Source organism: Bradyrhizobium sp. S3.7.6 (assembly GCF_054061875.1).
In genome coordinates this window covers 4,316,532-4,340,373 of sequence record NZ_JBSSEQ010000001.1, presented here as the reverse complement: position 1 = coordinate 4,340,373, position 23,842 = coordinate 4,316,532, and the positions used below count along the sequence as shown (strand labels likewise).

Here is a 23,842-nt window from a genome sequence, read left to right as displayed (position 1 = left end):
GGCCTTGCGAGAAGGCCGGCAACACTTATCGCAAATGACCGACGGCCCCCTGGAAACCGTGCTGCGGCGCGATCGCTGGATCGTCGGCGGCGCGATCGGGATCATTGTCGCGCTGGCATGGGGCTATGTGCTCTGGCTCGCCAAGGACATGGACATGGGCGGCATGGACATGACCGGGTTCCGCATGATCCCGGCCGGGATCGGAATCATGTTGCCGGCGAGCGAGCCTTGGCGAGCGATCGAGTTCGCGTATGTGTTGCTGATGTGGGTGGTGATGATGGTCGGAATGATGGCCCCCTCGGCAGCGCCCATGATCCTCATGTACGCCCGCGTGGGTCGACAGGGGAAAGCGCAGGGCAAGCCGTTCGCTGCGACCGGCTGGTTTGCGGCCGGTTATCTCCTCGCCTGGGGCGGCTTTTCGCTGGCAGCAACCCTACTCCAATGGGCGATCGAGCGGGCAGTTCTGCTGGATTCCCGGATGACAATCGCCAGCAATCTACTCAGTGCAATCGTGCTGATCGCAGCGGGAGTCTATCAATGGACACCGCTCAAGGACGTCTGTCTCGCCCAATGCCAGTCGCCATTTCTGTTCCTGATGCGCAACGGCGGCTTTCGCGACGACCTGCGAGGCTGCCTGCTGCTGGGGCTCCGGCACGGAGGCTATTGTGTCGGCTGCTGCTGGGTCTTGATGGCGCTTTTGTTCGTAGGCGGGGTGATGAACGTGCTTTGGATTGGGCTTTTGGCCCTGCTCGTCCTGTTGGAGAAACTTACGCCGATCGGACGATGGATCGCGCGCGCCGCCGGCATTGCGTGTGCGGCCGCCGGCGTCTGGCTACTGGTGACGTTGCCACGGTGATGAGCAACCTGCGTGATGTTCAGTACGCGTGCCCTGTTGCAAACGGCGATCACGCCGAGCCGCCAGCCCTACACTCGAACCGTCAGGCGGGGACGGCCGAACGGCGAAGACCTGGGCTGCCAGAGCCGGTCTCTCCATCGATCGGCTTTCGAGGTTGGTGCGCTCGGAGGGACTCGAACCCCCACGATTTTACTCACTGCCACCTCAAGGCAGCGCGTCTACCAATTCCGCCACGAGCGCTTTGGGGATGCCGGCTTAGGGCTTGAGGCCTGCCGGATCAACGGCGCCGATCTAACAAATCCATCAGAGGGGTACAAGCCTGCAAAGGCCCAGAATTCCACAAGCTTGGCAGGAAAAATCCGGACCCCTGCCCGGATCGGCCCTATCGAGGGCCCCGGCCCTGCCGGCTACCCCGGGCCGCTACCGCGTGCCCGGGCCGCTACCGCGTGCCCGGGCCGCTAACGCGTGCCCGTCGTGCGCGGCAGCATCTGCTTGACCTCGACCGCGATCCGGTTGCGGTCGACCAGCACGACGCCGGAGGCGACCGGCAGATTGTTGGCGAGAACCTTGACCTCGTCGGCCTCGGTTGCGTCCAGCTCGATGATGGCGCCGCGGGAAAGACGTAATACTTGATGGATCGGCATGGTGGTCGTCCCGAGGACGACCATGAGATCCACGGTGACTTTATCGAGAGTGGGCACTGTCAGGACCGCCGCAACTTGGGACTTAAGCCAAAGGACTTGGCATTTGCTCCCCAGATGATCACCACGTTATGGTTAGCCAATGGTTAATTCGCCTCAAAACCCCCGCCAAGACCTCGATTTGACGTCGTTTTCCGCCTCCACCGGCGAGCCCGTGGAGTGGCGGATCTCGGACGCGCCGGTGCCCTATCCGGAGGCCGTGGCCGCCATGGAGGCGCGAGTCGCTCAGATCGCCGCCGGCGAGGCGCCCGAGCTGGTCTGGCTGCTCGAGCACCCCCCGCTCTACACCTCCGGCACCTCGGGCAAGGAAACCGACCTGCTCGATCCCCGCTTCCCGACCTTTGCCACTGGGCGCGGCGGGCAGCTGACCTATCACGGGCCCGGCCAGCGGGTGGCCTATGTCATGCTCGACCTCAAGCGGCGCCGGCCGGATGTCCGGGCCTATGTCGCGAGCCTGGAGGAATTGATCCTGCGGACGCTCGCCGCCTTCAACATCCGCGGCGAACGGCGCGAGGACCGGGTCGGCGTCTGGGTGAAGCGCCCGGACAAGGGGCCCGAGCACGAGGACAAGATCGCGGCGATCGGCGTGCGGCTGAAGCGCTGGGTCTCGTTCCACGGCATCGCCATCAATGTCGAGCCGGAGCTGTCCCATTTCGCCGGCATCGTGCCCTGCGGCGTCGCCGACCCCCGCTACGGCGTCACCTCGCTGGTCGATCTCGGCCAGCTCGTGACCATGGCCGATGTCGACGTGGCGCTGCGCCAGGCGTTCGAGGAGCTGTTCGGACCAACCCGCGCGCTGGTGGCGGAAGCGGCGGTCTAACTTTTCCTGTTCGAGCCTGACCGGCGCATATTCTCCGCTTGTGGTGGAATCGGCTATGCTCGTTTCAGGTGCCGCCCACGCCTCCCCCCTCCGCCGGGAAAGCAGACATCATGCCGGGCGAATGATCATCGGACCGACTGTTCGAGCGCCAGGCATAAGGAGGGATTGCGCTTTCTGCTCGCAATGGGAGGTTTTAACGATGAGACTCTCTGCGCCGATCTATCATCTGAAGCGCAAGGCGAAGCGCCTGTCCCGCGAGGAAGGCATTCCGCTCCACGACGCGCTTGACCGCATCGCCGCGACGGAAGGCTTTTCCGCCTGGAGCATGCTCGCGGCAAAGGCCGCCGCACTGACGCCCGCCAATCGCCTGTTCCCGCAATTCCGGCCGGGTGATCTGGTGCTGGTGGGCGCGCGCCCCGGCCAGGGCAAGACCCTGATGACCCTCGAACTCGCGGTGGAGGCCATGAAGTCGGGCCATCGCGCTGCGTTCTTCTCGCTCGAATACACCGAGAAAGACGTCTTCGACCGCTTGCGGGCGATTGGCGTGGACCCCGCGCAATTCGCTGAGATGTTCGAGATCGACTGCTCCGACGCCATCAGCGCCGACTACGTCGTCAAGCAGATGGCCGCGGCGCCTCGTGGCACGGTCGTGGTGATCGACTATCTGCAACTGCTCGACCAGAGGCGGGAAAATCCTGATCTCGCTGTTCAGGTGCGCGCGCTGAAATCCTTCGCGCGCGACGCGGGGCTGATCGTCGTCTTCATCTCGCAGATCGATCGATCCTATGATCCGTCGGTCAAGCCGTGCCCAGACCTCGACGATATCAGGCTGCCGAACCCGCTGGACCTCAAGCTGTTCGACAAGACGTGCTTCATCAACAACGCCGAAGTCCAGTTCCGCGCGGCGGGCTGATGGCTTCAGCCCGCGGGTGAGTTTCTTCACCCGCGGCTTGCGACCTCAAGCTGCCTGCAACGCAACTTCGAGCTTGCCGGCAATGTAGCGCCGCTCCTGGGTCAGGCCGCCAAAGCCGTAGGCGTCGCCCTTGACCTCGTCGACATGCAGATACGTCTCGGGATGCAGCGGGCCCAAAATCTCGGCCATGCGCTTGAACATTGTGGCGAGATAGGCCGCCTTCTCGTCCTTGGTGTTGGTGCCTTCGCTGACATGGATGTCGATCCAGTAGCTGGCCAGTTTCTGCTCGGCGAGCGACTTGCCGCCGGCGAACCAGTCGCCTGCGTCGACCGATTTCACGATCATGGCGGTCACCCTGGGATCCTTGTGCAGGATCTTTGCGGTCAGCTCGGACACGGCGTTGGCGATATCGGCCTTCAGCGACGGCGACTGGCGGGAGGTGGTGTAGGACACGGTGATCAGGGGCATGGTGGTTCTCCTCAAGATGCTGCGCGGAGTTTGCGCGGCGTTGATGAGAAGGTAGACCTTGCTCTGTCATTTTGGTATCTTATCTCTGTTGATACCAGTGATAACACTTCATAATGACAGCAACGCTCGACATCGCCACCATCAAGGCCTTCCTGCTGGTCGCCGACCTCCAGAGTTTTACGCGCGCCGCCGAAGCACTCGGCACGACGCAGGCCGCCGTCAGCCTCAAGCTTCAGCGGCTGGAGGCTCTGCTGGGAAAACGCCTCGTCGAGCGCTCGCCGCGGGCGGTCCGGCTCACGGCCGACGGCGCCGCGTTCCTCGATCGCGCCCGCGCGCTGATGGAGGCGCATGACCGCGCGCTGTCGGACGAAACATCGACCGCGCAATCGCTCTCGCTCGGCATCTCCGATCACGCCGCGGGCCCCGAGCTGGTGCCGCTGCTCGAACGCCTGCACGCGATGTCCTCAAGCCTCACCCTCGCCGTCACCATCGGCTTCTCGCGCGAGATGCAGGACGCCTATGACGCAGGTCAGCTCGATGCCGTGATCGTGCGCCAGGAAGGCAGCCGCCGCGGCGGCGAGAAGCTGGCCGAAGACGAGTTCGGCTGGTTCGCGGCCAGACGTTTCACCCTGCCGAAGGGTGAGCCGCTGCCGCTCGCAACCCTCGCCCCGCCCTGCGGCGTCCGCGCCATCGCCGTGCGCGCGCTCGACAAGGCCGGCATCGCCTGGCGCGAACGCTTTGTCGGCGGCGGCGTTACGGCGGTCGTTGCGGCTGCGCTTGCCGGACTTGCGATCGCACCGCTGGCGCGGCGGATCGCGCCTCCCGGGCTGATCGACATCGGGCCTGCGCACAAGCTGCCGAAGCTCGGCAGCTCGAAGGTAATGCTGCATTCGAAGGTCAGCGATCCCGCCAAGCTGACAGCGCTGCGCGCGGTCGCTGCGACGTTCCGGAGCGCGGCGGCTTAGCTCTTAGGTTGCTCCGTCTCCGCGCCCGCATATCTGCCTGCGATACACCAATAATTCAGCCCGGCGAAGCAACCGGCGGTGACGTATAGCCAACCCAATTCATTGACAGACCTGTAAAGCACCATCTGGCTCGCGGACCCGATCAAACCACCGGCAAGCACGAAGAACACAAGCGAGCGGATGCAAAGCCGTTCGCTCAGCCAGATCGTGGCGATCGACGGAATGCCGCTGAGCACGCAAACGAAGAACAGGATCAGTGGCACGCCGATCAAGATCGCGAAGACAAAATCCCACGGGGACATTGGGGTGACGCGATTGGCACTAGCCAACGCCAGGATGAACAGAAAGAACAGCTGAATAACGGCCGTCGCCGTCAGGCATCCGCCCAACCAGCCTCGTGTCGTCCGGGCGCAGGTCTCGCAAGCCATGACATCACCTCACAGGATCGCCTCGAACGCGCTGCGCAGCGTTTCATGCCGAAACACAAACCCGCGGCTCAGCGCCTTGTTCGGCAGCACGCGCTGGCCGCCGAGCAGAAGCTCGTCGGCAAAGCCGCCGCCGATCCGGCGCAACAGGCCGCCGGGGATACGAAACACCGCGGGCCGGTGCAGACGGCGGCCGAGCTCTTCGGTGAACTTTGCGTTGGTGACCGGGATCGGCGCGGTGGCGTTGACGGGCCCAGTGAGATCAGGCGTCGCCATCACATAGGCAATCAGCCGGATCAGATCGTCGCGCTCGATCCAGGACATCCACTGCCGCCCGGTGCCGAGCGGACCGCCGAGGCCGAACTCGAACGGCGTCAGCATCCGCGTGATGAAGCCGCCTTCGGTGCCCAGCACGAGGCCGATGCGCAAACAGACCACGCGGACGCCGAGCTCTTCCGCCGGCCGCGCCGCCTTTTCCCACGCCGCGCACAGCTCGTGGCTGAAGCACGCATGTGACTTCGCCGATTCCGTCAGCACCTGATCGGCCCACAGGCCGTACCAGCCGATCGCAGAGCCGCTAACGAGGACCTCCGGCTTGCGCTCGAGCCGCGCGATCAGTTTGACGACCTCGCCGGTCATGTCGATGCGGGAGCCGAGAATTTTCGCGCGCTTTGCCTCGGTCCAGAGGCCGTTGCCGATCGGCTCGCCAGCGAGATTGACGATGGCGTCGATTGGCGTGTCCGATGCGAGCTGATCGAGGCTGGTGATCAGCGTGACCGGCGGCGGCAGCATCTCGGCCTTCGCGGGGTTGCGGATCAGTGCGATGACGTCGTGCCCTGCCCCGCTGAGGCTCGCGGCAAGGCGGCTGCCGATGAAGCCGGTGGCGCCAGTGATCAGCACGGTCTTGCGGCCGGCGAGCTTCTCGACGAGCCCGTGCGCGGGCACGCTTCGCATGCGGCCGAGCCGGCGCATCGCCGCAAAGTCCCTGACGCCGCAGAGCGCTGCACCGACTGCGCAGGCAGTGGCGGCGATGCTGAGCAGGCCCTGATACACGACACTCACGCCGAACGGCTGCATCGCCCATTCGATCAGCACCGGCAGCAGCAGCACCACGATGGCGCCATAGTTGATCGCAAGCAGCGTGTGGTTAATCCGCTCGCTCGGCGGCAGTTTGCGGCTCAGATCCTCCTCGACGAAATCCATCAGCGTAATGACGATCTCGGCGACCAGGACTGCCACGATCAGGATCGCCAGCACGCCGTAAACCTCCAACCAGCCGAGCAGCAGGAACAGCAGCGCATAGAGCATGTTGCGGATACCGTGCAGCTTCAATTCGAAGCGCTGCGACGGGCGCCAGGCCAGGCGCTCGGTGAATTCGTGGTGATAGAAAGTGTCGAACACGCCCATCACGATCTGGATGGCGATGAGGATCCACAACAGCGGCGTCATGATACGGCCTCCCTGAAGACGGCGTACTGGTGGATCAGCACGCCGTAACGCGGGTGAGTGACATCGAGGGTGAAACGGAAGGCGCCCTCGCCGAGATCGCTATGCGTCACCGTGAGATCGCCGGGCGTGAGCCATTGCGGCAGCGGGATCCACAAGCGTCCGAGCTGGAGTCCGTAACCGGCACTACGGAAGGTCAGCGCCTGTCCCTCGACCGCGATGCGGAGCGCCATCGAGACGCCGAAGCCGACATACTCTTCGAGCCCGGTCGGACCGGCGAAACGCTTGGCGGAATGGATCACTTGCGGAAAGCCGCGCTTGCGCGCGCAGATGCGGGTCCAGGTCTGGCCGCCGGTGCCGCCGTCCTCGGTGACCGTGACGATCATGGGCACACCGGTGTCGCGGCCGGTCGGCAGCGGTCCGCCGATCAGGCGGGCGGCTTGCGCGAACCACCAGCCGATGTCGCTGAAGCTGATTTCGTCGACCACGGCGACATAGACGACGCTGTCGCCATCAGCGACCCGTTTCGAAAAGCGCCGCCAGGTCGCGAGCGGCAGCCGGCCCCAATCCTCGTCCGACAGCAACGCGCGGAAGCGGCGGTCGTCGAGTAGTTTGACGTGAGCTGAGGGAGATGCGTTGGAGCCTGATAATCGAGCCGACGTCATCGCACCCTCCTCAACGCTATTTGGCCTTGCCCAGCGGCAGCAGGTTGGCGATCTTCTCGCCAAGCCGCACCAGGGCGACCAGCCGCGGCCGCGGCACCTTCAGCATCTGCATGAACCAGTGGTCGGCGAGCTCGGTGAAGGCGAGCATCTCCTTCAGCCGTTTGGCTGCGACCGGATTGATGGTCGGATCGTCCGCGGCATCGGACACGCAGGCCCGGAGCGCCGTGATCGCCGGATCGAGCTCCCGCTCCTTGCGCCGTGCCGCGATTCTCGCGGCGACCTCCCAGATGTCGGTCTCGGCCTCGTAATGGTCGCGACGGTCGCCGAGGATCGGCACCCGCCGGATCAGGTTCCAAGCGAGCAGCTCCTTCAGCGAGTTCGAGACGTTGGAGCGCGCCATGCCGAGCGTGTCGGCGATGTCCTCGGCCGTCATCGGCGCCTCGGCGAGATAAAGCAGCCCGTGGATCTGGCTGACCGAGCGGTTGACGCCCCACCCGTCCCCCATGTCGCCCCAATGCAGGATGAAGCGCTCGACGGCGGCAGGCAGTTTCTTCTTTCCGGTTATTTCTGTCATGACAGAAATGTCTGACGAGCGCGACTGATTGTCAAGAGCGCTCGGCGGCTTGCGTCCTGCATACCGTCCGTCATATTTGCCTAAAAACGACCCAGAGAACGGGAACCAAATACCCTTCCGGGCGTTTGCCCCGGTTCCAGGCGGGTTGAGAATGACGACAAAGTCCAGTCAACAGAGAGACTTGTTCGAAAGCGAGCGCAGTTTTCGGCTGTTGGTGGAAGGAGTCGCGGACTACGCGCTCTACATGCTCGATCCCACCGGGATCATCACGAGCTGGAACATCGGCGGCGAGCGGATCAAGGGCTATTCGCCCGAAGAGATCGTCGGCCAGCATTTCTCGCGCTTCTACACCGAGACCGACCGCGCCAACGGCAAGCCCGCGCGTGCCCTCGGCATCGCGCGAGACCATGGCCGCTACGAGGAGGAAGGCTGGCGCGTTCGTAAGGATGGCACCTTCTTCTGGGCGAGCGTCATCATCGATCCGATCTACGAGCACGGCAGCCTGGTCGGCTTCGCCAAGATCACCCGCGACATCACCGAGCGGCGCAATTCGCAGCTCAAGCTCGAAGCGATGCAGCGGCAGCTTGCCGAGTCGCAGAAGTTCGATGCGCTCGGGCAGCTCACCGGCGGCGTCGCGCACGATTTCAACAATCTCCTGATGATCATCAGCGGCAGCCTTCACATCCTCAAGAAGCGCGATGAGGACGACGCCAAGATTCAGCGCGCGATGTCCGCGATCGAGACCGCAACCAAGCGCGGCGCCGCACTGACCGCCCAGCTCCTGACCTTCGCGCGGCGGCAGAGCGTCAATCCCCAGGCGATCCGCTTCGGCGACCGCATCGAGGCGATCCGCGAAGTGCTTCACGCCGGCGTCGGGAGCGCCGTTCGTCTCGCCTTCGACATCGACCGCGAGGTCTGGTCGGTCAAGGCTGATGTCTCCGAGCTCGAGACGGGGCTGCTCAATCTCGTCATCAACGCTCGCGATGCCATGCCCGACGGCGGTACCGTGACGGTCGGCGCACGCAACGTCGTCCTGGATGATCCGCTCTACCGCGGGGAGTTCGTCGCCATCACCGTCGCCGATACCGGGCTTGGCATCCCCTCCGACGTCGTCAACAAGATCTTCGAACCGTTCTTCACGACCAAACCCGTCGGAAAAGGCACCGGCCTCGGCCTGTCGCAGGTGCACGGCTTCGCTCATCAGGCGGGCGGCACGGTCAAGGTCACAAGCGAGCTCGGCAAGGGCACGACCTTCACCATCCTGCTGCCGCGCGAAACCGCGACCGCACCAATCGATATCCCTGAAGCAGTGCCGGTTCCCGGTAGCGGCACCGTGCTGCTGGTCGAGGACAATCCCGACGTCGCGCTCGTCAGCATCGGATTGCTGGAGCAGCTCGGCTATCGCGTGCACCGGGTTGCCGACGCCGAGTCCGCCTTGCGCGAGCTCGAGAAGAACGGCGTCGACTTCGTGTTCACCGACATCGTGATGCCCGGCAAGATGGACGGGCTCGGTCTCGCCCATCATCTGCGCCAGATCCACCCTAGCCTGCCGATCCTGCTCGCCACCGGCTACAGCGAAGCCGCCGCCGATGTCCGCGGCGACTTCCCGATCCTGCGCAAGCCCTACGAGATTCACGAGCTGAGCGAGGCGATCTCGAAGCTGCCGCGGTGATTTTTCACCTCTCTCCGTAAGAACGGGGCGAGGGAGCGCACCGCCCGCGCGGAAAGAGAATCCGCTCTCACACCGTCGGCAACACCGAAAACGCTTCCCCTGCCCTCCGCAGGTTCAACTCATCCGCACCGGCCGTCTCGCTCGTCACGCTATCCACACGCGATGACGGCGGGCCGTGGCGGCACAGCGCGACCATGTCGGCGACATGCTTCGGCGTTCCTGCGAACAGTGCTTCCACGCTGCCGTCGCGGCGGTTGCGAACCCAGCCTTCGAGGCCACTTGTTGTCGCCTGGTACTCGACCCAGGCCCTGTAGCCGACGCCCTGCACGCGGCCGCGGATCATGACCTGGAGGATCGCCCGGCTCATTTCTTCAGCCCGAGAAGATCGGCGCTGCGCGCCTTGACGTCGGCCTCGCGCATGACGCGGCTGGTCAGGTCCGGCGATGGGAGGCCCTTGAGGTTCTTCGGCGGCGTGCCCTCGCGCAACGCTTTCTGCGTCTCGTAGACGGCCTGTATGGCAGCCGCGATCGGCGCGTGGCCCTGAAGCGCGATGCGGACGCGCTGGCTGGCGAGATAGTCAATCGCGTTCAACTCGTCCGGCGCGCCGCCGAGCACGATGGGGAGATGCGTCGCGGCTACGATGGCTTCAAGCTCAGCGCGCGACTTGACGCCGGTGAAGAACAGCGCGTCGACGCCGGTCGCCTCATAGGCCCTGGCGCGGCGGATCGCATCCTCGATCGAGGTGACCGAGGCAGCTCCCGTGCGGCCCATGATGACGAGCGAGGGATCGCTGCGGCCATCCAGCGCCGCCTTCATCTTGCCGACGCCTTCTTCCAGCGAGATCAGCTGTGTCTTGGCCTCGCCAAAGGCGGCCGGCAATAGCGTGTCCTCGATGGTGAGGCCGGCGGCGCCCGCGGTCTCCAGCTCCTGCACCGTGCGGCGCACGTTGAGCGCATTGCCATAGCCGTGATCGGCATCGACCAGCACCGGCAGCGTCGCCGCGCGCGACATCCGCCGCATCTGCTCGGCAAGCTCGGTGAGCGTGATCAGCGTGACATCGGGGTCGCCGAGCACCGCGAGCGAGGCCACCGAGCCGCCGAACATGCCGAGCGGAAAGCCGAGATCCTCGGTGATACGGATGGAGATCGCGTCATAGACCGAGCCGGGATGAACGCAGGTCGAGCCCGTCAGGATCGAACGCAGTTTTTCTCGGCGGGAACGAAAGGCCATGGTGCCCTCTCAACTGTTGCGACGCAGCCGCAACATACTCCGTCATTGCGAGCGCAGCGAAGCAATCCAGAATCTTTCCGCAGAGGCAGTCTGGATTGCTTCGCTGCGCTCGCAATGACGGTGTTGGTGGGGCCAGTGAGGGCCCCACTCACTTGCTTTACGCAAACTCCAGAATCAGCGCGTCCACCGCGAGCGTCGCGCCCGCGCTGGCGTGGATCTTCTTCACCGTGCCGTCCTGCTCGGCGCGGAGCACATTCTGCATCTTCATGGCTTCGATCACCGCGAGCGTCTCGCCGGCCTTGATCTCCTGCCCTTCGGTCACCGCGATCGAGACCACAAGGCCCGGCATCGGGCAGAGCAGCTTCTTGCCGCTGTCGGAGGCCGTGGTCACCGGCATCAGCCGCGCCGAGGCTGCTTCCGCCTCGGTCCAGACATAGACCGGCACCTCGACGCCCTGATGCGCCAGACGGATGCCGTTGGCGATCGGGCGCGCCTGCACCGCGACGAAATGGCCGTCGATGGTGCCCTGCCAGACCGGATCGCCCGGCTTCCACGGCGACTGCAGCAGATGCGCGTTGCCGGCCTTGCCTTCGGCATCGACGAACCGGATCGCGATCGCCTCGCCCTCGCGTCCGACCTCGAGCAGAATCTCCTGGCGGTCGAGCCAGACCGCGCGGCGACGCTCGCGCTGCACGATGCGGCCGCCCATCTGGCCCGATATCTGTCGCTTGCGCTCGCCGAGCACGTGGTCGATGGCGGCGCCGACCGCCGCGATCCGACGCGCGACCTCGCCTTCGGGCACGCGCACAGCAAAGCCCTTGGGGAATTCCTCGGCGATGAAACCGGTCGAGAGCCGTCCCTCGCGCCAGCGCGGATGGTGCATCAGCGCCGACAGGAACGGGATGTTGTGCCTGATACCCTCGACATAGAACGAATCCAGCGCGGTGGCCTGCGCCTCGATCGCGGCCGCGCGCGACGGCGCATGCGTGACGAGCTTGGCGATCATCGGATCGTAATGGATCGAGATCTCGCCGCCCTCCTGCACGCCGGTGTCGTTGCGCACGGTGATGCCGTCCTGGCTGGCTTCGGCCGGCGGCCGATACTTCACGAGGCGCCCGATCGAGGGCAGGAAGTTACGGAACGGGTCCTCGGCGTAGAGGCGGGATTCCACCGCCCAGCCGGTGAGCGTAACGTCCTTCTGGGTGATCGCGAGCTTCTCGCCGGCGGCGACGCGGAGCATCTGCTCGACGAGGTCGATGCCGGTGACGAGCTCGGTGACGGGATGCTCGACCTGAAGGCGCGTGTTCATCTCCAGGAAGAAAAAGCTCTTGTCCTGCCCTGCGACGAATTCGACGGTGCCGGCGGAGTCATAATTCACCGCCTTTGCCAGCGCGACGGCCTGCTCGCCCATCTTGCGGCGGGTGGCCTCATCGAGCAGCGGCGACGGCGCCTCCTCGATGACCTTCTGGTTGCGGCGCTGGATCGAGCATTCGCGCTCGCCGAGATAGATGACGTTGCCGTGCTTGTCGCCCAGCACCTGGATCTCGATGTGGCGGGGATCGACGATGAACTTTTCGACGAAGACGCGGTCGTCGCCGAACGAGGCTTTCGCCTCGGCCTTGGCAAGGTTGAAACCCTCGGCAACCTCGCTCCTCGAATGCGCGATGCGCATACCCTTGCCGCCACCGCCGGCGGAGGCCTTGATCATCACGGGATAGCCGATCTCGTCGGCGATCTTCACCGCGTGCTTGTCGTCCTCGATGACGCCGAGATAACCCGGCACGGTCGAGACCTTGGCCTTCGCGGCGGCCTTCTTGGATTCGATCTTGTCGCCCATCGCGGCGATCGCGCCCGGGTTCGGGCCGATGAAGACGATGCCGGCGGCCTCCAGCGCACGCGGAAACGCCTCGCGCTCGGACAGAAAGCCGTAGCCGGGATGCACGGCCTCGGCGCCCGTCTTGCGGCAGGCCTCCACGATCTTCTCGATCACCAGATAGCTCTCGGAGGCTGCGGGCGGGCCGATCAGCACGGCCTCGTCGGCCAGCTCGACATGGAGGGCATCGCGGTCGGCCTCGGAATAGACCGCAACCGTCTGAATTCCCATGCGGCGAGCGGTCTTGATGACCCGGCAGGCGATTTCGCCGCGATTGGCGATCAGAATGCGTTTGAACATGCTTTTCTTGAGTCTCGACCTTGGGCGGGACCCTTCCCTGGCCGTTGGGGCCTGCGGGGACGGGCCGTGTGACCCCCGTGGTACATCAAAATCGGCCGGAGGCAACGGTCTAAATCCGCGCCCTCTGGCGTACCAGCGCAAGACCGAAATCGGCCTGGTCAGCCCATGAGCGGACCTACGGCTTCGCGGCCTTGGCCACGTCCCGGACCAGGCAGTGAATGAAGCCCAGCTTGCCGACCACCGCCGGAGACAGGATGAACGGATAGAGATCGCGCAGCCCCATGGCGCGGTTGACGCTGTTGATGGCGAAGGTGAAGGGCAGCCATGCATTGACGAGCGCCTCGACGTCCCTCGTCTCATAGGGGTTGAAACGGATGCGCGCCGTCAACTCCCCGTCGCGATCGACCCTGGGGCGCACCTCCATGCCGAACTCGGAGGCCATCTCCAGGGTATCGACGATGTGGAGGTAGTGCGCCCAGGTCTCGGCGAAATCCTCCCAGGGATGCGTGGTGGCGTAGGCCGAGACGTAGGTCTGCTGCCAGTCCGGCGGCGCGCCTTCGGCATAATGGAGCTGCAAGGCCTGGCCGTAATCGGCGGAATCGTCGCCGAACACCGCGCGGCATTCCTCCAGCCTGCCGCCCTCGCGCACGAGCACGTCCCAGAAATAGTGGCCGACCTCGTGGCGGAAATGCCCGAGCAGCGTGCGGTAGGGCTCGCCCATCTCGAGCCTGCGCCGCTCGCGCTCGATCTCGTCGGTCTCGGTCAGCGCGATCGTGATCAGGCCGTTATCGTGGCCGGTCATGATCCTCTGCCCGCTGTTCGGATCGTCCGCGAGGAAATTGAAGATCAGCCCATGTTCGGGATTTTCCTGCCGCGTCTGGAGCGGCAGCTTCCAGCGGATCAGGGAATAGAACAGCCGGTGCTTCGCCACCTCCAACTCGCGCCAGCCGGCAAGCTGAACCGGATCGGACAGATCGGGCACGATGCCGTTGTGGCGGCAGGCGCGGCAATAGCCGGTGGTATCGCCCGCATCCGTCAGCCAGTTGCACGCGTCGTATTCGGCGTTACGGCAGAGCATCCGCCCCTTGCCCTTGTCGGCGAGCGTCATCCAGGCCTTGCCGTCGGGCTCGATCGCCGACATCGTCTCCTTCTCCGGCAGGAACGCGACGCGGTGGCCGCAGCGTTCGCAGGCGCGGTTCTCGAAATAGAGGACGTTGCCGCAGTCCTGGCAGACAAAGAGCTTCAAGATTTAGCCTCTTCGGGAAGGGAGTCTTATGATTAAGAGTTGCGACGCCTCGCAAATACGCGCGCGGGGGCTCATCGTTCCAACATTCGGGAACAAATAGCCAGACCCGGCGTTCGTTCATACCCGCCCCTGCGATCGGTGGCCCTTTCCGTCCTTATCCCCTTTTGAGTAATGGCTATCACGCTTTGTCTGTGGGAATATCGGCCCGGCACGTGCGCTCTAGCATCACAACGGCCGACACCTTGAACGATCCCTTGCCCGATACCACCGCCGCCGAAAGGCTGCGCCAGCACCTCGAAGAGATCGCGCGCGAGCGCGACGACGCCTATCACGCGCTCCAGGAGCGCGAGGCAGAGCTGGCGCGTATCCAGCGCATCGGCAAGGTCGGCGGCCTCGAGGTCGACTTCCGCGAAGGCTTCAAGAACCGCCGCTCGCCGGAATATCTGATGCTCCACGGGCTGCCGGCGGATGCCACCGACGAGTCGCATGAGGATTGGGTCAACCGCATCCATCCCGAGGATCGCGACGCCGCGGTCAAGCACTTCCTCGATGCGCTGGCCGGGACGAACGAAGACTACACCGCCGAATACCGCATCATCCGCCCCAACGACGGCGAGACCCGCTGGATCCGCGTCGTCGCCAAGTTCGAGCGCGACAGTGACGGCCGCGCCATTCGCCTCGTCGGCGCCCATATCGACATCACCGCCCAGGCACTCGCGCGCGAGACGCTGCGCGAGAGCGAGGAGCGCTTCCGGCTGATCGCCGACAGCGCGCCGGTGCCGATCTGGGTCACGAAGCTCGACCGCACGCGCTCCTTCGCCAACCAGGCCTATGTCGACTTCATCGGCCTGCCCTACGACCAGGCCATCGATTTCGACTGGCGCAAGATATTGCATCCGGACGACCTGCCGCATGTGCTGCAGCAATCCGTCCAGGGCGAAGCGTCGCTGAAGCCGTTCGTGCTGGAAGCGCGCTACAAGAACGCCAGCGGTGAATGGCGGTGGCTGCGCTCGGAATCGCAGCCGCGCTGGGACCCGACCGGCAAGCACATCGGCTTCATCGGCGTCGCCCACGACATCACCGCCGCCAAGCAGGCCGAGATCGAGCTGAGGCGACTCAACGAGACGCTGGAGGAGCGCATCACCGAGCGCACCGCCGAGCTCGAATCCAACGAGGCGCGGCTGCGCGCGATCCTGGAGACGAGCAACCAGTATCAGGGGCTGGTCAATCTCAGGGGCGAGCTGCTCTACGCGAACCGGACTGCGCTCGATGGCATTCGCGTGGAGGCCCGCGACGTCATCGGCAAACCGTTCTGGGACACGCCCTGGTTCAACCAGACCCAGGGCATGAGCGCCGTCGTGCGCGAGGCCTTCGACACCGTGCTCAGAGGCGAAGCGGTGCGGCTGGAGATGCGCCTGCGCCTGCCCATCGGAGAGCGCGATTTCGACTTCGGCATGCGTCCCGTGCTCGACCGCCACGGCAACATCACCGGTGCGGTGCCCGAGGCCGTCGACATCACCGAGCGCCGCCGCGGCGAGGAAGCGCTGCGGCAGTCGCAGAAGATGGAGGCGATCGGCCAGCTCACCGGCGGCGTCGCCCACGACTTCAACAACCTCCTCACCATCATCCGCTCCGCGACCGACTTCCTGCGCCGCCGCGAACTGCCGGAAGAACGCCGCCGCCGCTATGTCGACGCCATCTCCGACACCGTGGAGCGCGCCTCCAAGCTCACAGCGCAGCTTTTGGCCTTTGCGCGCAGGCAGCCGCTGAAGCCGCAGATCTTCAACGTCGGCAGCCAGGTCGAGGCCGTGGCGCAACTGGTCCGGCCACTGGTCGGCGGCCGCATCGCGATCGCCGTCGAGGTGAACGATGCCGACTGCTTCACGGTGGCCGACATCGCGCAGTTCGAGACCGCGCTGATCAACCTCGCAATCAACGCCCGCGACGCCATGGATGGCGAAGGCCACCTCACCATCGCCGTGCGCAAGGTCGCGGGCATCCCGAGCCTGCGTGCGCAGTCGGCGCGCGGCGGCGACTATGTCGCGATCTCGGTTGCGGACACCGGCAGCGGCATCGCCCCTGAAAACATCGACGCCATCTTCGAGCCGTTCTTCACCACCAAGGAGGTGGGTAAGGGCACCGGCCTCGGCCTCAGCCAGGCCTTCGGCTTCGCAAAGCAGTCCGAGGGCGACATCGCGGTGACGAGCACACGCGGCGAAGGCGCGACCTTCACCATCTACCTGCCGCAGGCGCACAGTCCCGCCGCGGAGAAGGACGCTGCGGCGCTGACCAGCGAGGCCGCCACCACCGGGCGCGGCTATCGCGTGCTCGTGGTCGAGGACAATGACGACGTCGGCCAGTTCTCGACCGAGCTGCTGGAAGATCTCGGCTATGTCGTCCGCCGGGTCGCCAACGCCAATGCGGCGCTCGGCATTCTCGGCGAGAACGAATTCGCGGTCGACCTCGTCTTCTCCGACGTCATCATGCCCGGCATGAACGGCGTCGAGCTCGCCGGCGTCATCCGCGAGCGCTATCCGGGCCTGCCCGTCGTGCTCACAAGTGGCTACAGCAACGTCCTCGCCGAGAACGCGCATCGCGGGTTCGAGCTGATCCAGAAGCCGTACTCCGTGGAATCGCTGTCGCGCATTTTGCGCAAGGCGATCACGGAGAAGTTGGCGGCGGCAAGGTGAGAGATAATCGATGAAACCCGCCCTCTTCTCCGCCTGGCAGACCTGGGCGCTTCTGTCGGCCTGCTTTGCGGCGCTCACCGCGATCTTCGCCAAGGTCGGCGTCGAGAACATCAATCCGGATCTGGCGACGTTCATCCGCACGATCGTGGTGCTGCTCGCCTTCTCGGTGCTGCTGTTCTTCACCGGACAATTCGCGGTGCCGTCGGCGGTCTCGTCGAAGACCTGGCTGTTCCTGGTGCTGTCCGGGCTTGCGACCGGCGCGTCCTGGCTGTGCTATTTCCGTGCGCTGAAGCTCGGCCCGGCGACGCTGGTGGCGCCGATCGACAAGCTCAGCGTCGTACTGGTCGCCCTTTTCGCCTTCACCTTTCTCGGCGAGCGTCCGACTGGACAGGGCTGGCTCGGCATCGCCATGATCGGCGCCGGCGCGGTGCTGCTGGCCGTGAAGTTTTGAAGGGCGGAACAAAGGTGGCGTGAGATCGGTTTCTGGCGGATCGCTTCCCAGCCTCGATCGAGAGACCGATGTCGAGCCAAGCCTCCCATTACCCCACCGACCAGACGAGACGCGCCGGCCGCGCGCTGGATGCGGCCAACTTCTTCCTCGCCGACGTCCGCGACGGGCTTGGGCCCTATCTCGCCGTCTATCTCCTCACCGAGCAGCACTGGGACGAGGCACGCATCGGCCTCGTGATGTCGATTGCGACCATTGCCGGCATCGTGGCGCAGACGCCGGCCGGCGCGCTGGTCGATGCGACGCGGGCGAAGCGGCTGGCGATGGTCATCGCCGCCATCATGGTGACGCTGGCGTCATTGTCGCTGCCGCTGTTTCCCAGCTTCCTGCCGGTCGCGGTCTCGCAAGGCATCGCGCAGGCCGCCGCCGTGATCTTTCCGCCGGCGATCGCCGCCGTCTCGCTCGGCATCTTCGGTCATGCCGCCTTCACCCGGCGGATCGGCCGCAACGAGACCTTTAATCACGCCGGCAATGCAGTCGCCGCCGGGCTGGCGGGACTTTCCGCCTATTGGTTCGGCCCGACCGTCGTGTTCTACCTTCTCGCTGCCATGGCGGTCGCAAGCCTCGTGAGCATTCTCGCAATCCCCGCCCGCGCCATCGACCACGACCTCGCGCGCGGGCTGCACGACGCCGATACCGGTGACCAGCCGGAGCAGCCTTCAGGTCTCACGGTGCTCCTGACCTGCCGCCCCCTCCTCGTCTTCGCAGTCTGCGTCGTGCTGTTTCACCTGTCCAACGCGGCCATGCTGCCGCTGGTCGGGCAGAAACTCGCGCTGCAGGACAAGAACATGGGCACCAGCCTGATGTCGGCCTGCATCGTCGCAGCTCAAGTTGTCATGGTGCCGTTCGCGATGCTGGTTGGCGCGAAGGCCGACCGCTGGGGCCACAAGCGCTTCTTCCTCGCCGCATTGTTGATCCTGCCCATTCGCGGCGCGCTCTATACGCTCTCCGACAATCCGTTCTGGCTGGTCGGCGTGCAGCTTCTGGATGGCGTCGGCGCCGGCATCTTTGGCGCGATCTTCCCCGTCATCGTCGCCGACCTCATGCGCAACACCGGCCGCTTCAACGTCGCGCAGGGCGCCGTCATCACCGCCCAGAGCATCGGCGCGGCACTGTCGACGACGCTTGCGGGCCTCGTCGTGGTCGGAGCCGGCTACAGCGCGGCGTTCATCACGCTCGGCGCGGTCGCCGCGATTGGTGCCGTCGTCTGCCTCCTCGCTTTGCCCGAGACCCGGCGTGGCACCTTGCAGGCACAGGGGAAGACAGCGGCTCCAGCATCGGTTATCGCTGCCGAATGAACCGACCCAACCTCAAGGACTGAACGTGCCGTCTGACGCCATCTGGGCCTGGAGCATCATCGTCGCCGCGACCGCAGGCGTCATCATCCGGCCTTTTCGCCTGCCCGAGGCGATTTGGGCCGTGATCGGCGCCGGCGCCCTGGTGCTGCTCGGCCTCCTGCCGTGGCAGGACGCGCTCACCGGCATCGAGAAAGGCGTCGACGTCTATCTCTTCCTGATCGGCATGATGCTGATCGCCGAGCTCGCCCGGCTCGAAGGCCTGTTCGACTATCTCGCCGCCCTCGCGGTCGAATATGCAGCCGGCTCGCCGCAGCGGCTGTTTCTGCTGATCTATCTCGTCGGCACGGTCGTCACCGTGCTGCTCTCCAACGACGCCACCGCGATCGTGCTGACGCCCGCCGTCTACGCCGCGACGCGCGCGGCCGGCGCCAAGCCGCTGCCCTATCTCTTCGTCTGCGCCTTCATCGCGAACGCCGCGAGCTTCGTGCTGCCGATCTCGAACCCCGCCAATCTCGTGGTGTTCGGCTCGCGCATGCCGCATCTGACCGAATGGCTGCGTCAGTTCGCCCTGCCCTCGCTCGCCTCGATCGTGCTGACCTATGTCGTACTGCGCATCACCCAGCATCGGGCGCTGAAACAGGAGGTCATCGAGCGCCGCGTGCCGCACAAGGTGCTCAGCCGCGGCGGCAAGCTGACCGCGATCGGCATTGCTGCGATCGGCGTGGTGCTGATCACGGCCTCCGCGCTCGACAAGCAGCTTGGCCCGCCGACCTTCATCTGCGGCGCCGTGACGACCGGCCTCGTCCTGCTGCTCAGCCGTCAGTCGCCCATGCCGGTACTGAAGCACGTGTCCTGGAGCGTGCTGCCGCTGGTCGGCGGGCTTTTCGTTATGGTGGAAGCACTGGTGAAGACTGGCGTGATCGGCCATCTCAGCGCACTTCTGCACGAGGCCGTCGCGCAGTCCGTACCCGGGGCCGGCTGGAGCGTTGGGATCGCCACCGCCATCGCCACCAATATTGCCAATAACCTGCCGGTCGGCCTCGTCGCCGGGTCGATCGTGGCCGCCGATCACCTGCCCACCTCGGTCGTCAGCGCCATCCTGATCGGCGTCGACCTGGGACCGAATTTCTCGATCACCGGTTCGCTCGCGACGATCCTGTGGCTGGTTGCGCTTCGCCGCGAAAAAATCGAGGTCGGCGCCTGGCCGTTCCTCAAGCTGGGCCTGCTGGTGACGCCCCCCGCCTTGATCGCAGCGCTTGCGGCTGCGATCCGGTAATCGCGCGCAATTTGCGGCGCATCAATGTCGCCACCAAGGCCGGACCTATGCTTCTTCGCGTCGCGCAGTCTCATACGGCGCGGCACGGAGGTCCATCATGCAGATTCAATCAAAGGCATTGCCGCAGAGTTTTTCCCTACGCCGGTCGTTTCGGAGCTTCACCGCGCCGGAACAAGGTGGCGGGACATATCACCCCCTGCTCGTCGTCTCGGTCGTGGTGCTGCTGACCCTGTTTGCGATCGTGGAGATCGACCTCCACAGCGCCCAGCTTCAGGCGATCGGCCTGCTCGGCCATGGGTCCGGGATCAATCCCGTCTTCCTGAGCCCGTAGCGGGAAAAGCCCGATCGCGGCCACAAGGCCGCGACCGGGCAACGCGTTAGTCGTTCTCGTAGCCGTAGACTTCCGGCAGGATGAAGATTGCGGCGAGCAATCCGATCAGCGGGAAGATCGCGACCATCAGCGTGGCATTGGCCTGCCCGATCGCGGCGAATACCGTCGGGAACAGGAAGATCGCCAGGAACGACGGCAACTTCACGAACATGTAGGCGAAGCCACTGGCGGTGCCGCGATACTTGGGCTTCGCAACCATGGTCGGGATCGTCATGCAGTTCGACGCGTCCCAATAATGGCCCCACAACATGGCGGCCGCTGCGAACGGCAGCAGGATCTTGTTGTCGGTGTAGAGCGCGAAGGCCGCGACCAGCAGCGAGGCCAGCACGATGCTGAAACCGGCGATCGAGATGCCGCGGTGGCCGATCTTGGGCGTCAGCAGCGGACCGACCCAGCCGGACAGGGCCGCGAAGGAAAACAGCGCCATCGTCACCAGATTGATGCCGAGCACGCTCGACACGCCAACCATCACGAACAGCACCGGCAGATAGAATGCGAAGGTCGAGAACTCGCTGCCTTGCGCGAAACAGGCGATCCAGCCGTAGATCGTGGCGCGCCAGCGGATCGGGTCCTTCCTGAGGTCGGCGATGAAGGCACGTGTGCTGACCTTCGGCACCTTCACGTCCTGGTCCGGCAACATGTCGAGATTGTCGTTGAACATCTCGCGCGCGACCTTCTTGGCCTCGCGGTAACGTCCCTTCTGCACCAGCCACACCGCCGTCTCCGGCACGTCGTGACGCATGATCAGGATGATCAGCGCCGGCACTGCGCCGAGACCGAGCGTCACGCGCCACAGCATCTCGTGCTGCATGTCGATCAGCAGGAAGATCACGATAACACCGATAGTGAGAACTTCACCGACGGCGAACATGAATTGCCAGCGATTGCCCATGACCTCGCGCTCACCCTTGGCCATGGATTCCATGATGTAGGTGTAGCCGGTCGAAATATCCGAGCCGAGCGGAATGCCGAGCAGGAAGCGGATCACGATGAGCCAGGTCACGTTCGGCACGAAGGCCTGCGCCAGCGCCAGCACGATGAACAGCACCATCGTCACCAGGAACATGACGCGGCGGCCGATCTTGTCGGAGAGCCAGCCGCCGAGCAGCGCGCCGATTAAGGCGCCGCCCTGCGTGCCGGCTGCAGCGAGACCGAGCATCAGCGGATCGGGATTGTACTGCTCCTTGATGAAGATCAGCACGAAGGCGATCGAATAGAGATCCCAGGCTTCGACCAGGATCGAGGCCATCATCAGCCAGCCGACCTTGTTGCCCTTGGGACTGTAGTTCGTGATGAGGTAGCGGACCGCGGCTTCGCTCGCGGTCGGTTGTGGCATCGCCGTCGTTAACATCTTTGGTCCTCTCTTCAAAACTTTCTTACGTGCCGAGCAGCGGCTCGATGCTGCAATCGAGCAGGCGCGGATCGATCCCCGCCTCCATGCCCGTGAACATGTGGTCCATGTAGTCGATCAACGCATCGCTCGCCTTCACGGCGTCCTCGACATGGCGGCCGGCGACCGCAACGAGAATGGCGAGGTGGCGATCGATCGTGCCCGACAGCTCGGCCTGTCCCGGCATGAAGCGATGGTGGATGTAGCCGATGCGGCGGTACAGCGTGTGCAACGGCCGCAGCGTGTGCACCAGGAAGGGCTCGCCGGCGGCTTCCAGCACCAGCGCGTCGATGCGGCGATCGATGCTGTTGAATTCGTCGAGGGTCAGGGTGGCGCGGCGTTCGCGCAGCAGACGCTCGATGTGCAGCGCCTGATTGCGATGCGACAGGCTGGCGCGATCGGCCGCGAGCCGCACGACAAAGCGCTCCATGTCGCGGCGCAAGGCCAGCAGCATCCGCTCGCGCGCAAGATCGATCGGCGCGATGTGCAGGCCGTGGCGCGGACGGATGATGATGAGCGTGTCGGCGGAGAGACGATTGACGGCGTGATGCACTGGTGTGCGCCCGAACCCGGTGATGTGCTGCAATTCCAGCATCGTCATGAATTGTCCGGGCTTAAGCTCGCAGTGGACGAGCAGCTCTTCGATCCTCTGGTAAGCCAGCTCGAAGAAGTTGAGCCGGTTGCGCCGGGAGGGCTTGCCCTCGCCGTCGTCCTCGTTTCTCACCACCTCGAGCGCGCGCTTGCGCCGTGCCATGTCGTCCTCCTGTCAGCCGCGCTCTCATTGCTGGGTGGCGCCTTAGTTGTGGGACCCTTAAAACATGTTGTGATATATTACAAGCAAGCGTAAGACGTTCGCGCGACCTGCAACATGTTGCAGTGCGAAATGAGACGTCAGGCGCGAGGCGCCTGTGATGGGAGGATTATTGCCGTGAAGATCACGTCAATCGAGACGCTGCGCACCGAGGAATTTTCCAACGTCATCTGGGTACGCGTTCACACCGACACGGGCATGATCGGTCTCGGCGAAACCTTCTATGGCGCGGGCGCGGTCGAAGCGCAGATCCACGACACCTTTGCCGGCCGCCTGCTCGGCCGCAATCCGCTGCACATCGAGGCGATCCACCGCGACATGCTGAACCTGCCGATGGCGCAATCCTCGACCGGCGTCGAATACCGCGCGGCGTCCGCAATCGACATCGCGCTATGGGATTTGTTCGGCAAGGTCTGCAATCAGCCTGTGCACCAGATGCTCGGCGGCCTCTGCCGCGACAAGCAGCGCATCTACAACACCTGCGCCGGCACTCAATATGTCCGCTCCACCAATATCAGCCCCGTCGCCAACTGGAATCTCGGCGCCTCCAAAGGCCCCTACGAAGACCTCGACGGCTTCATGCACCACGCCGACGCGCTGGCCGAAAGCCTGCTGGAGAGCGGCATCTCCGCGATGAAGATCTGGCCGTTCGACCCGGCGGCACAGGAGAACAAGGGCCTCTACATCACCGCAGCCCAGATGAAGCGGGCGATCGAACCGTTCGAGAAGATCCGCAAGGCCGTCGGCGACAAGATGGAGATCATGGTCGAGCTCCACTCGCTCTGGAACCTGCCGACCGCCAAGCAGATCGCGCGCGCGCTCGAGCCCTACAAGCCGACCTGGTACGAAGACCCGATCCGGATGAACTCACCGCAGGCGCTGGCCGAATATGCCCGTTCGACCGATGTTTGGGTCTGCGCCAGCGAGACGCTGGGCTCACGCTTCCCCTACAAGGACATGCTCGACCGCGACGCCATGCATGTGGTGATGGCAGACCTGTGCTGGACCGGTGGCCTCACCGAGGGCCGCAAGATCGCGGCGATGGCCGAGACCTATCACCGCCCGTTTGCGCCGCATGACTGCATCGGCCCGATCGGCTTCATCGCCGCCATCCACATGTCGTTCAGCCAGCCCAACACGCTGATCCAGGAATCGGTACGCGCCTTCTACAACGGCTGGTACAATGAGCTCGTCACCACGATGCCGACGATCAAGGACGGCTTTGTCTATCCGATGGAAGGACCCGGCCTCGGCGTCGACCTTCTGCCCGCCGTATTCGACCGCTCCGATCTGACCGTGCGTCGCTCCAACGTCTGAGGATTTT

23 protein-coding genes and 1 tRNA gene are annotated in these 23,842 nt (G+C 64.9%); 11 read left to right on the top strand and 13 right to left on the bottom strand.

What is annotated here, in order from left to right:
• Positions 1 to 34: 34 nt before the first annotated feature.
• A complete protein-coding gene (locus ACVJ5M_RS20860) occupies positions 35 to 856 on the top strand; it encodes a DUF2182 domain-containing protein (RefSeq protein ID WP_354099985.1) in 822 nt (273 codons plus the stop codon).
• A 155-nt stretch (positions 857 to 1,011) separates the two neighbouring features.
• Here the strand turns inward: ACVJ5M_RS20860 and ACVJ5M_RS20855 are convergent.
• Both ACVJ5M_RS20855 and ACVJ5M_RS20850 read right to left on the bottom strand, forming a co-directional pair.
• Positions 1,012 to 1,096: transfer RNA gene (locus ACVJ5M_RS20855), tRNA-Leu, on the bottom strand.
• A gap of 218 nt (positions 1,097 to 1,314) precedes the next feature.
• A complete protein-coding gene (locus tag ACVJ5M_RS20850) occupies positions 1,315 to 1,557 on the bottom strand; it encodes a FliM/FliN family flagellar motor switch protein (RefSeq protein WP_015685538.1) in 243 nt (80 codons plus the stop codon).
• 82 nt (positions 1,558 to 1,639) lie between these two features.
• Here ACVJ5M_RS20850 and lipB point away from each other — a divergent pair, with 82 nt between their 5' ends.
• Together lipB and ACVJ5M_RS20840 are read left to right on the top strand one after the other, a co-directional pair.
• Positions 1,640 to 2,377, top strand: coding sequence for a lipoyl(octanoyl) transferase LipB (lipB, locus tag ACVJ5M_RS20845; protein ID WP_283016791.1), 738 nt, complete (start codon positions 1,640 to 1,642; stop codon positions 2,375 to 2,377).
• Positions 2,378 to 2,576: 199 nt separating this feature from the next.
• The gene (locus ACVJ5M_RS20840) at positions 2,577 to 3,290 is read left to right on the top strand and encodes a DNA helicase (protein ID WP_354078185.1); all 714 of its coding nucleotides are present in this window, start codon (positions 2,577 to 2,579) and stop codon (positions 3,288 to 3,290) included.
• Between the two features lie 45 nt (positions 3,291 to 3,335).
• Here ACVJ5M_RS20840 and ACVJ5M_RS20835 read toward each other — a convergent pair whose 3' ends face one another.
• On the bottom strand, positions 3,336 to 3,758 hold the full coding sequence (locus tag ACVJ5M_RS20835) for a tautomerase family protein (RefSeq protein WP_354099972.1): 423 nt from the start codon (positions 3,756 to 3,758) through the stop codon (positions 3,336 to 3,338).
• 113 nt (positions 3,759 to 3,871) lie between these two features.
• Between ACVJ5M_RS20835 and ACVJ5M_RS20830 the strand changes: the two genes are divergently transcribed.
• Positions 3,872 to 4,723 (top strand): LysR family transcriptional regulator, encoded by an 852-nt coding sequence (locus ACVJ5M_RS20830; protein WP_063982682.1) that lies wholly within the window; start codon positions 3,872 to 3,874, stop codon positions 4,721 to 4,723.
• Here the strand turns inward: ACVJ5M_RS20830 and ACVJ5M_RS20825 are convergent.
• From ACVJ5M_RS20825 to ACVJ5M_RS20810, 4 genes are read right to left on the bottom strand one after another with little or no spacing between them, the layout of a single operon-like run.
• On the bottom strand, positions 4,720 to 5,151 hold the full coding sequence (locus tag ACVJ5M_RS20825) for a hypothetical protein (protein WP_063982681.1): 432 nt from the start codon (positions 5,149 to 5,151) through the stop codon (positions 4,720 to 4,722). The genes ACVJ5M_RS20830 and ACVJ5M_RS20825 overlap by 4 nt on opposite strands.
• Positions 5,152 to 5,160: 9 nt before the next feature.
• Entirely contained in the window at positions 5,161 to 6,597 is a 1,437-nt protein-coding gene (locus tag ACVJ5M_RS20820) for a TIGR01777 family oxidoreductase (RefSeq protein WP_354099971.1), read from the bottom strand.
• On the bottom strand, positions 6,594 to 7,259 hold the full coding sequence (locus ACVJ5M_RS20815) for a DUF4166 domain-containing protein (protein ID WP_063982679.1): 666 nt from the start codon (positions 7,257 to 7,259) through the stop codon (positions 6,594 to 6,596). The genes ACVJ5M_RS20820 and ACVJ5M_RS20815 overlap by 4 nt, the downstream gene beginning before the upstream one ends.
• 16 nt (positions 7,260 to 7,275) lie before the next feature.
• The gene (locus tag ACVJ5M_RS20810; protein ID WP_063982678.1) at positions 7,276 to 7,833 is read right to left on the bottom strand and encodes a GbsR/MarR family transcriptional regulator; all 558 of its coding nucleotides are present in this window, start codon (positions 7,831 to 7,833) and stop codon (positions 7,276 to 7,278) included.
• Between the two features lie 151 nt (positions 7,834 to 7,984).
• Between ACVJ5M_RS20810 and ACVJ5M_RS20805 the strand changes: the two genes are divergently transcribed.
• Positions 7,985 to 9,505, top strand: a complete 1,521-nt coding sequence (locus ACVJ5M_RS20805) for a PAS domain-containing sensor histidine kinase (RefSeq protein WP_231142144.1) — start codon at positions 7,985 to 7,987, stop codon at positions 9,503 to 9,505.
• Positions 9,506 to 9,572: 67 nt separating this feature from the next.
• On the opposite strand, the gene ACVJ5M_RS20800 is transcribed toward ACVJ5M_RS20805, so the two are convergent.
• From ACVJ5M_RS20800 to ACVJ5M_RS20785, 4 genes are all read right to left on the bottom strand, one after another.
• On the bottom strand, positions 9,573 to 9,872 hold the full coding sequence (locus tag ACVJ5M_RS20800; RefSeq protein WP_014494616.1) for an acylphosphatase: 300 nt from the start codon (positions 9,870 to 9,872) through the stop codon (positions 9,573 to 9,575).
• The gene (locus ACVJ5M_RS20795; RefSeq protein ID WP_063982676.1) at positions 9,869 to 10,735 is read right to left on the bottom strand and encodes an isocitrate lyase/PEP mutase family protein; all 867 of its coding nucleotides are present in this window, start codon (positions 10,733 to 10,735) and stop codon (positions 9,869 to 9,871) included. The genes ACVJ5M_RS20800 and ACVJ5M_RS20795 overlap by 4 nt, the downstream gene beginning before the upstream one ends.
• Before the next feature lie 157 nt (positions 10,736 to 10,892).
• Positions 10,893 to 12,908, bottom strand: coding sequence for an acetyl/propionyl/methylcrotonyl-CoA carboxylase subunit alpha (locus ACVJ5M_RS20790; protein WP_354099970.1), 2,016 nt, complete (start codon positions 12,906 to 12,908; stop codon positions 10,893 to 10,895).
• 175 nt (positions 12,909 to 13,083) lie between these two features.
• The gene (locus ACVJ5M_RS20785) at positions 13,084 to 14,154 is read right to left on the bottom strand and encodes a zinc-binding metallopeptidase family protein (RefSeq protein ID WP_063982675.1); all 1,071 of its coding nucleotides are present in this window, start codon (positions 14,152 to 14,154) and stop codon (positions 13,084 to 13,086) included.
• Between the two features lie 212 nt (positions 14,155 to 14,366).
• On the opposite strand from ACVJ5M_RS20785, the gene ACVJ5M_RS20780 reads away from it, so the two are divergent.
• The 5 genes from ACVJ5M_RS20780 (at position 14,367) to ACVJ5M_RS20760 (ending at position 20,257) form a co-directional block, all read left to right on the top strand.
• Positions 14,367 to 16,844, top strand: a complete 2,478-nt coding sequence (locus ACVJ5M_RS20780) for a PAS domain-containing hybrid sensor histidine kinase/response regulator (protein WP_354099969.1) — start codon at positions 14,367 to 14,369, stop codon at positions 16,842 to 16,844.
• A gap of 10 nt (positions 16,845 to 16,854) precedes the next feature.
• Positions 16,855 to 17,295 (top strand): EamA family transporter, encoded by a 441-nt coding sequence (locus ACVJ5M_RS20775; RefSeq protein ID WP_063982673.1) that lies wholly within the window; start codon positions 16,855 to 16,857, stop codon positions 17,293 to 17,295.
• Between the two features lie 68 nt (positions 17,296 to 17,363).
• A complete protein-coding gene (locus ACVJ5M_RS20770; RefSeq protein WP_354099968.1) occupies positions 17,364 to 18,650 on the top strand; it encodes an MFS transporter in 1,287 nt (428 codons plus the stop codon).
• A gap of 25 nt (positions 18,651 to 18,675) precedes the next feature.
• On the top strand, positions 18,676 to 19,926 hold the full coding sequence (locus ACVJ5M_RS20765) for an arsenic transporter (RefSeq protein WP_063982671.1): 1,251 nt from the start codon (positions 18,676 to 18,678) through the stop codon (positions 19,924 to 19,926).
• 97 nt (positions 19,927 to 20,023) lie between these two features.
• Positions 20,024 to 20,257, top strand: a complete 234-nt coding sequence (locus ACVJ5M_RS20760; protein ID WP_063982670.1) for a hypothetical protein — start codon at positions 20,024 to 20,026, stop codon at positions 20,255 to 20,257.
• Between the two features lie 46 nt (positions 20,258 to 20,303).
• Here ACVJ5M_RS20760 and ACVJ5M_RS20755 read toward each other — a convergent pair whose 3' ends face one another.
• Both ACVJ5M_RS20755 and ACVJ5M_RS20750 read right to left on the bottom strand, forming a co-directional pair.
• Positions 20,304 to 21,668 carry an MFS transporter gene (locus ACVJ5M_RS20755; protein ID WP_063982669.1) on the bottom strand — a complete coding sequence of 455 codons (1,365 nt, stop codon included), beginning with the start codon at positions 21,666 to 21,668 and terminating at the stop codon, positions 20,304 to 20,306.
• Between the two features lie 25 nt (positions 21,669 to 21,693).
• A complete protein-coding gene (locus tag ACVJ5M_RS20750; protein WP_028152288.1) occupies positions 21,694 to 22,461 on the bottom strand; it encodes a GntR family transcriptional regulator in 768 nt (255 codons plus the stop codon).
• Positions 22,462 to 22,635: 174 nt separating this feature from the next.
• Between ACVJ5M_RS20750 and ACVJ5M_RS20745 the strand changes: the two genes are divergently transcribed.
• The gene (locus ACVJ5M_RS20745; RefSeq protein WP_085405508.1) at positions 22,636 to 23,835 is read left to right on the top strand and encodes a mandelate racemase/muconate lactonizing enzyme family protein; all 1,200 of its coding nucleotides are present in this window, start codon (positions 22,636 to 22,638) and stop codon (positions 23,833 to 23,835) included.
• Positions 23,836 to 23,842 lie beyond the last annotated feature (7 nt).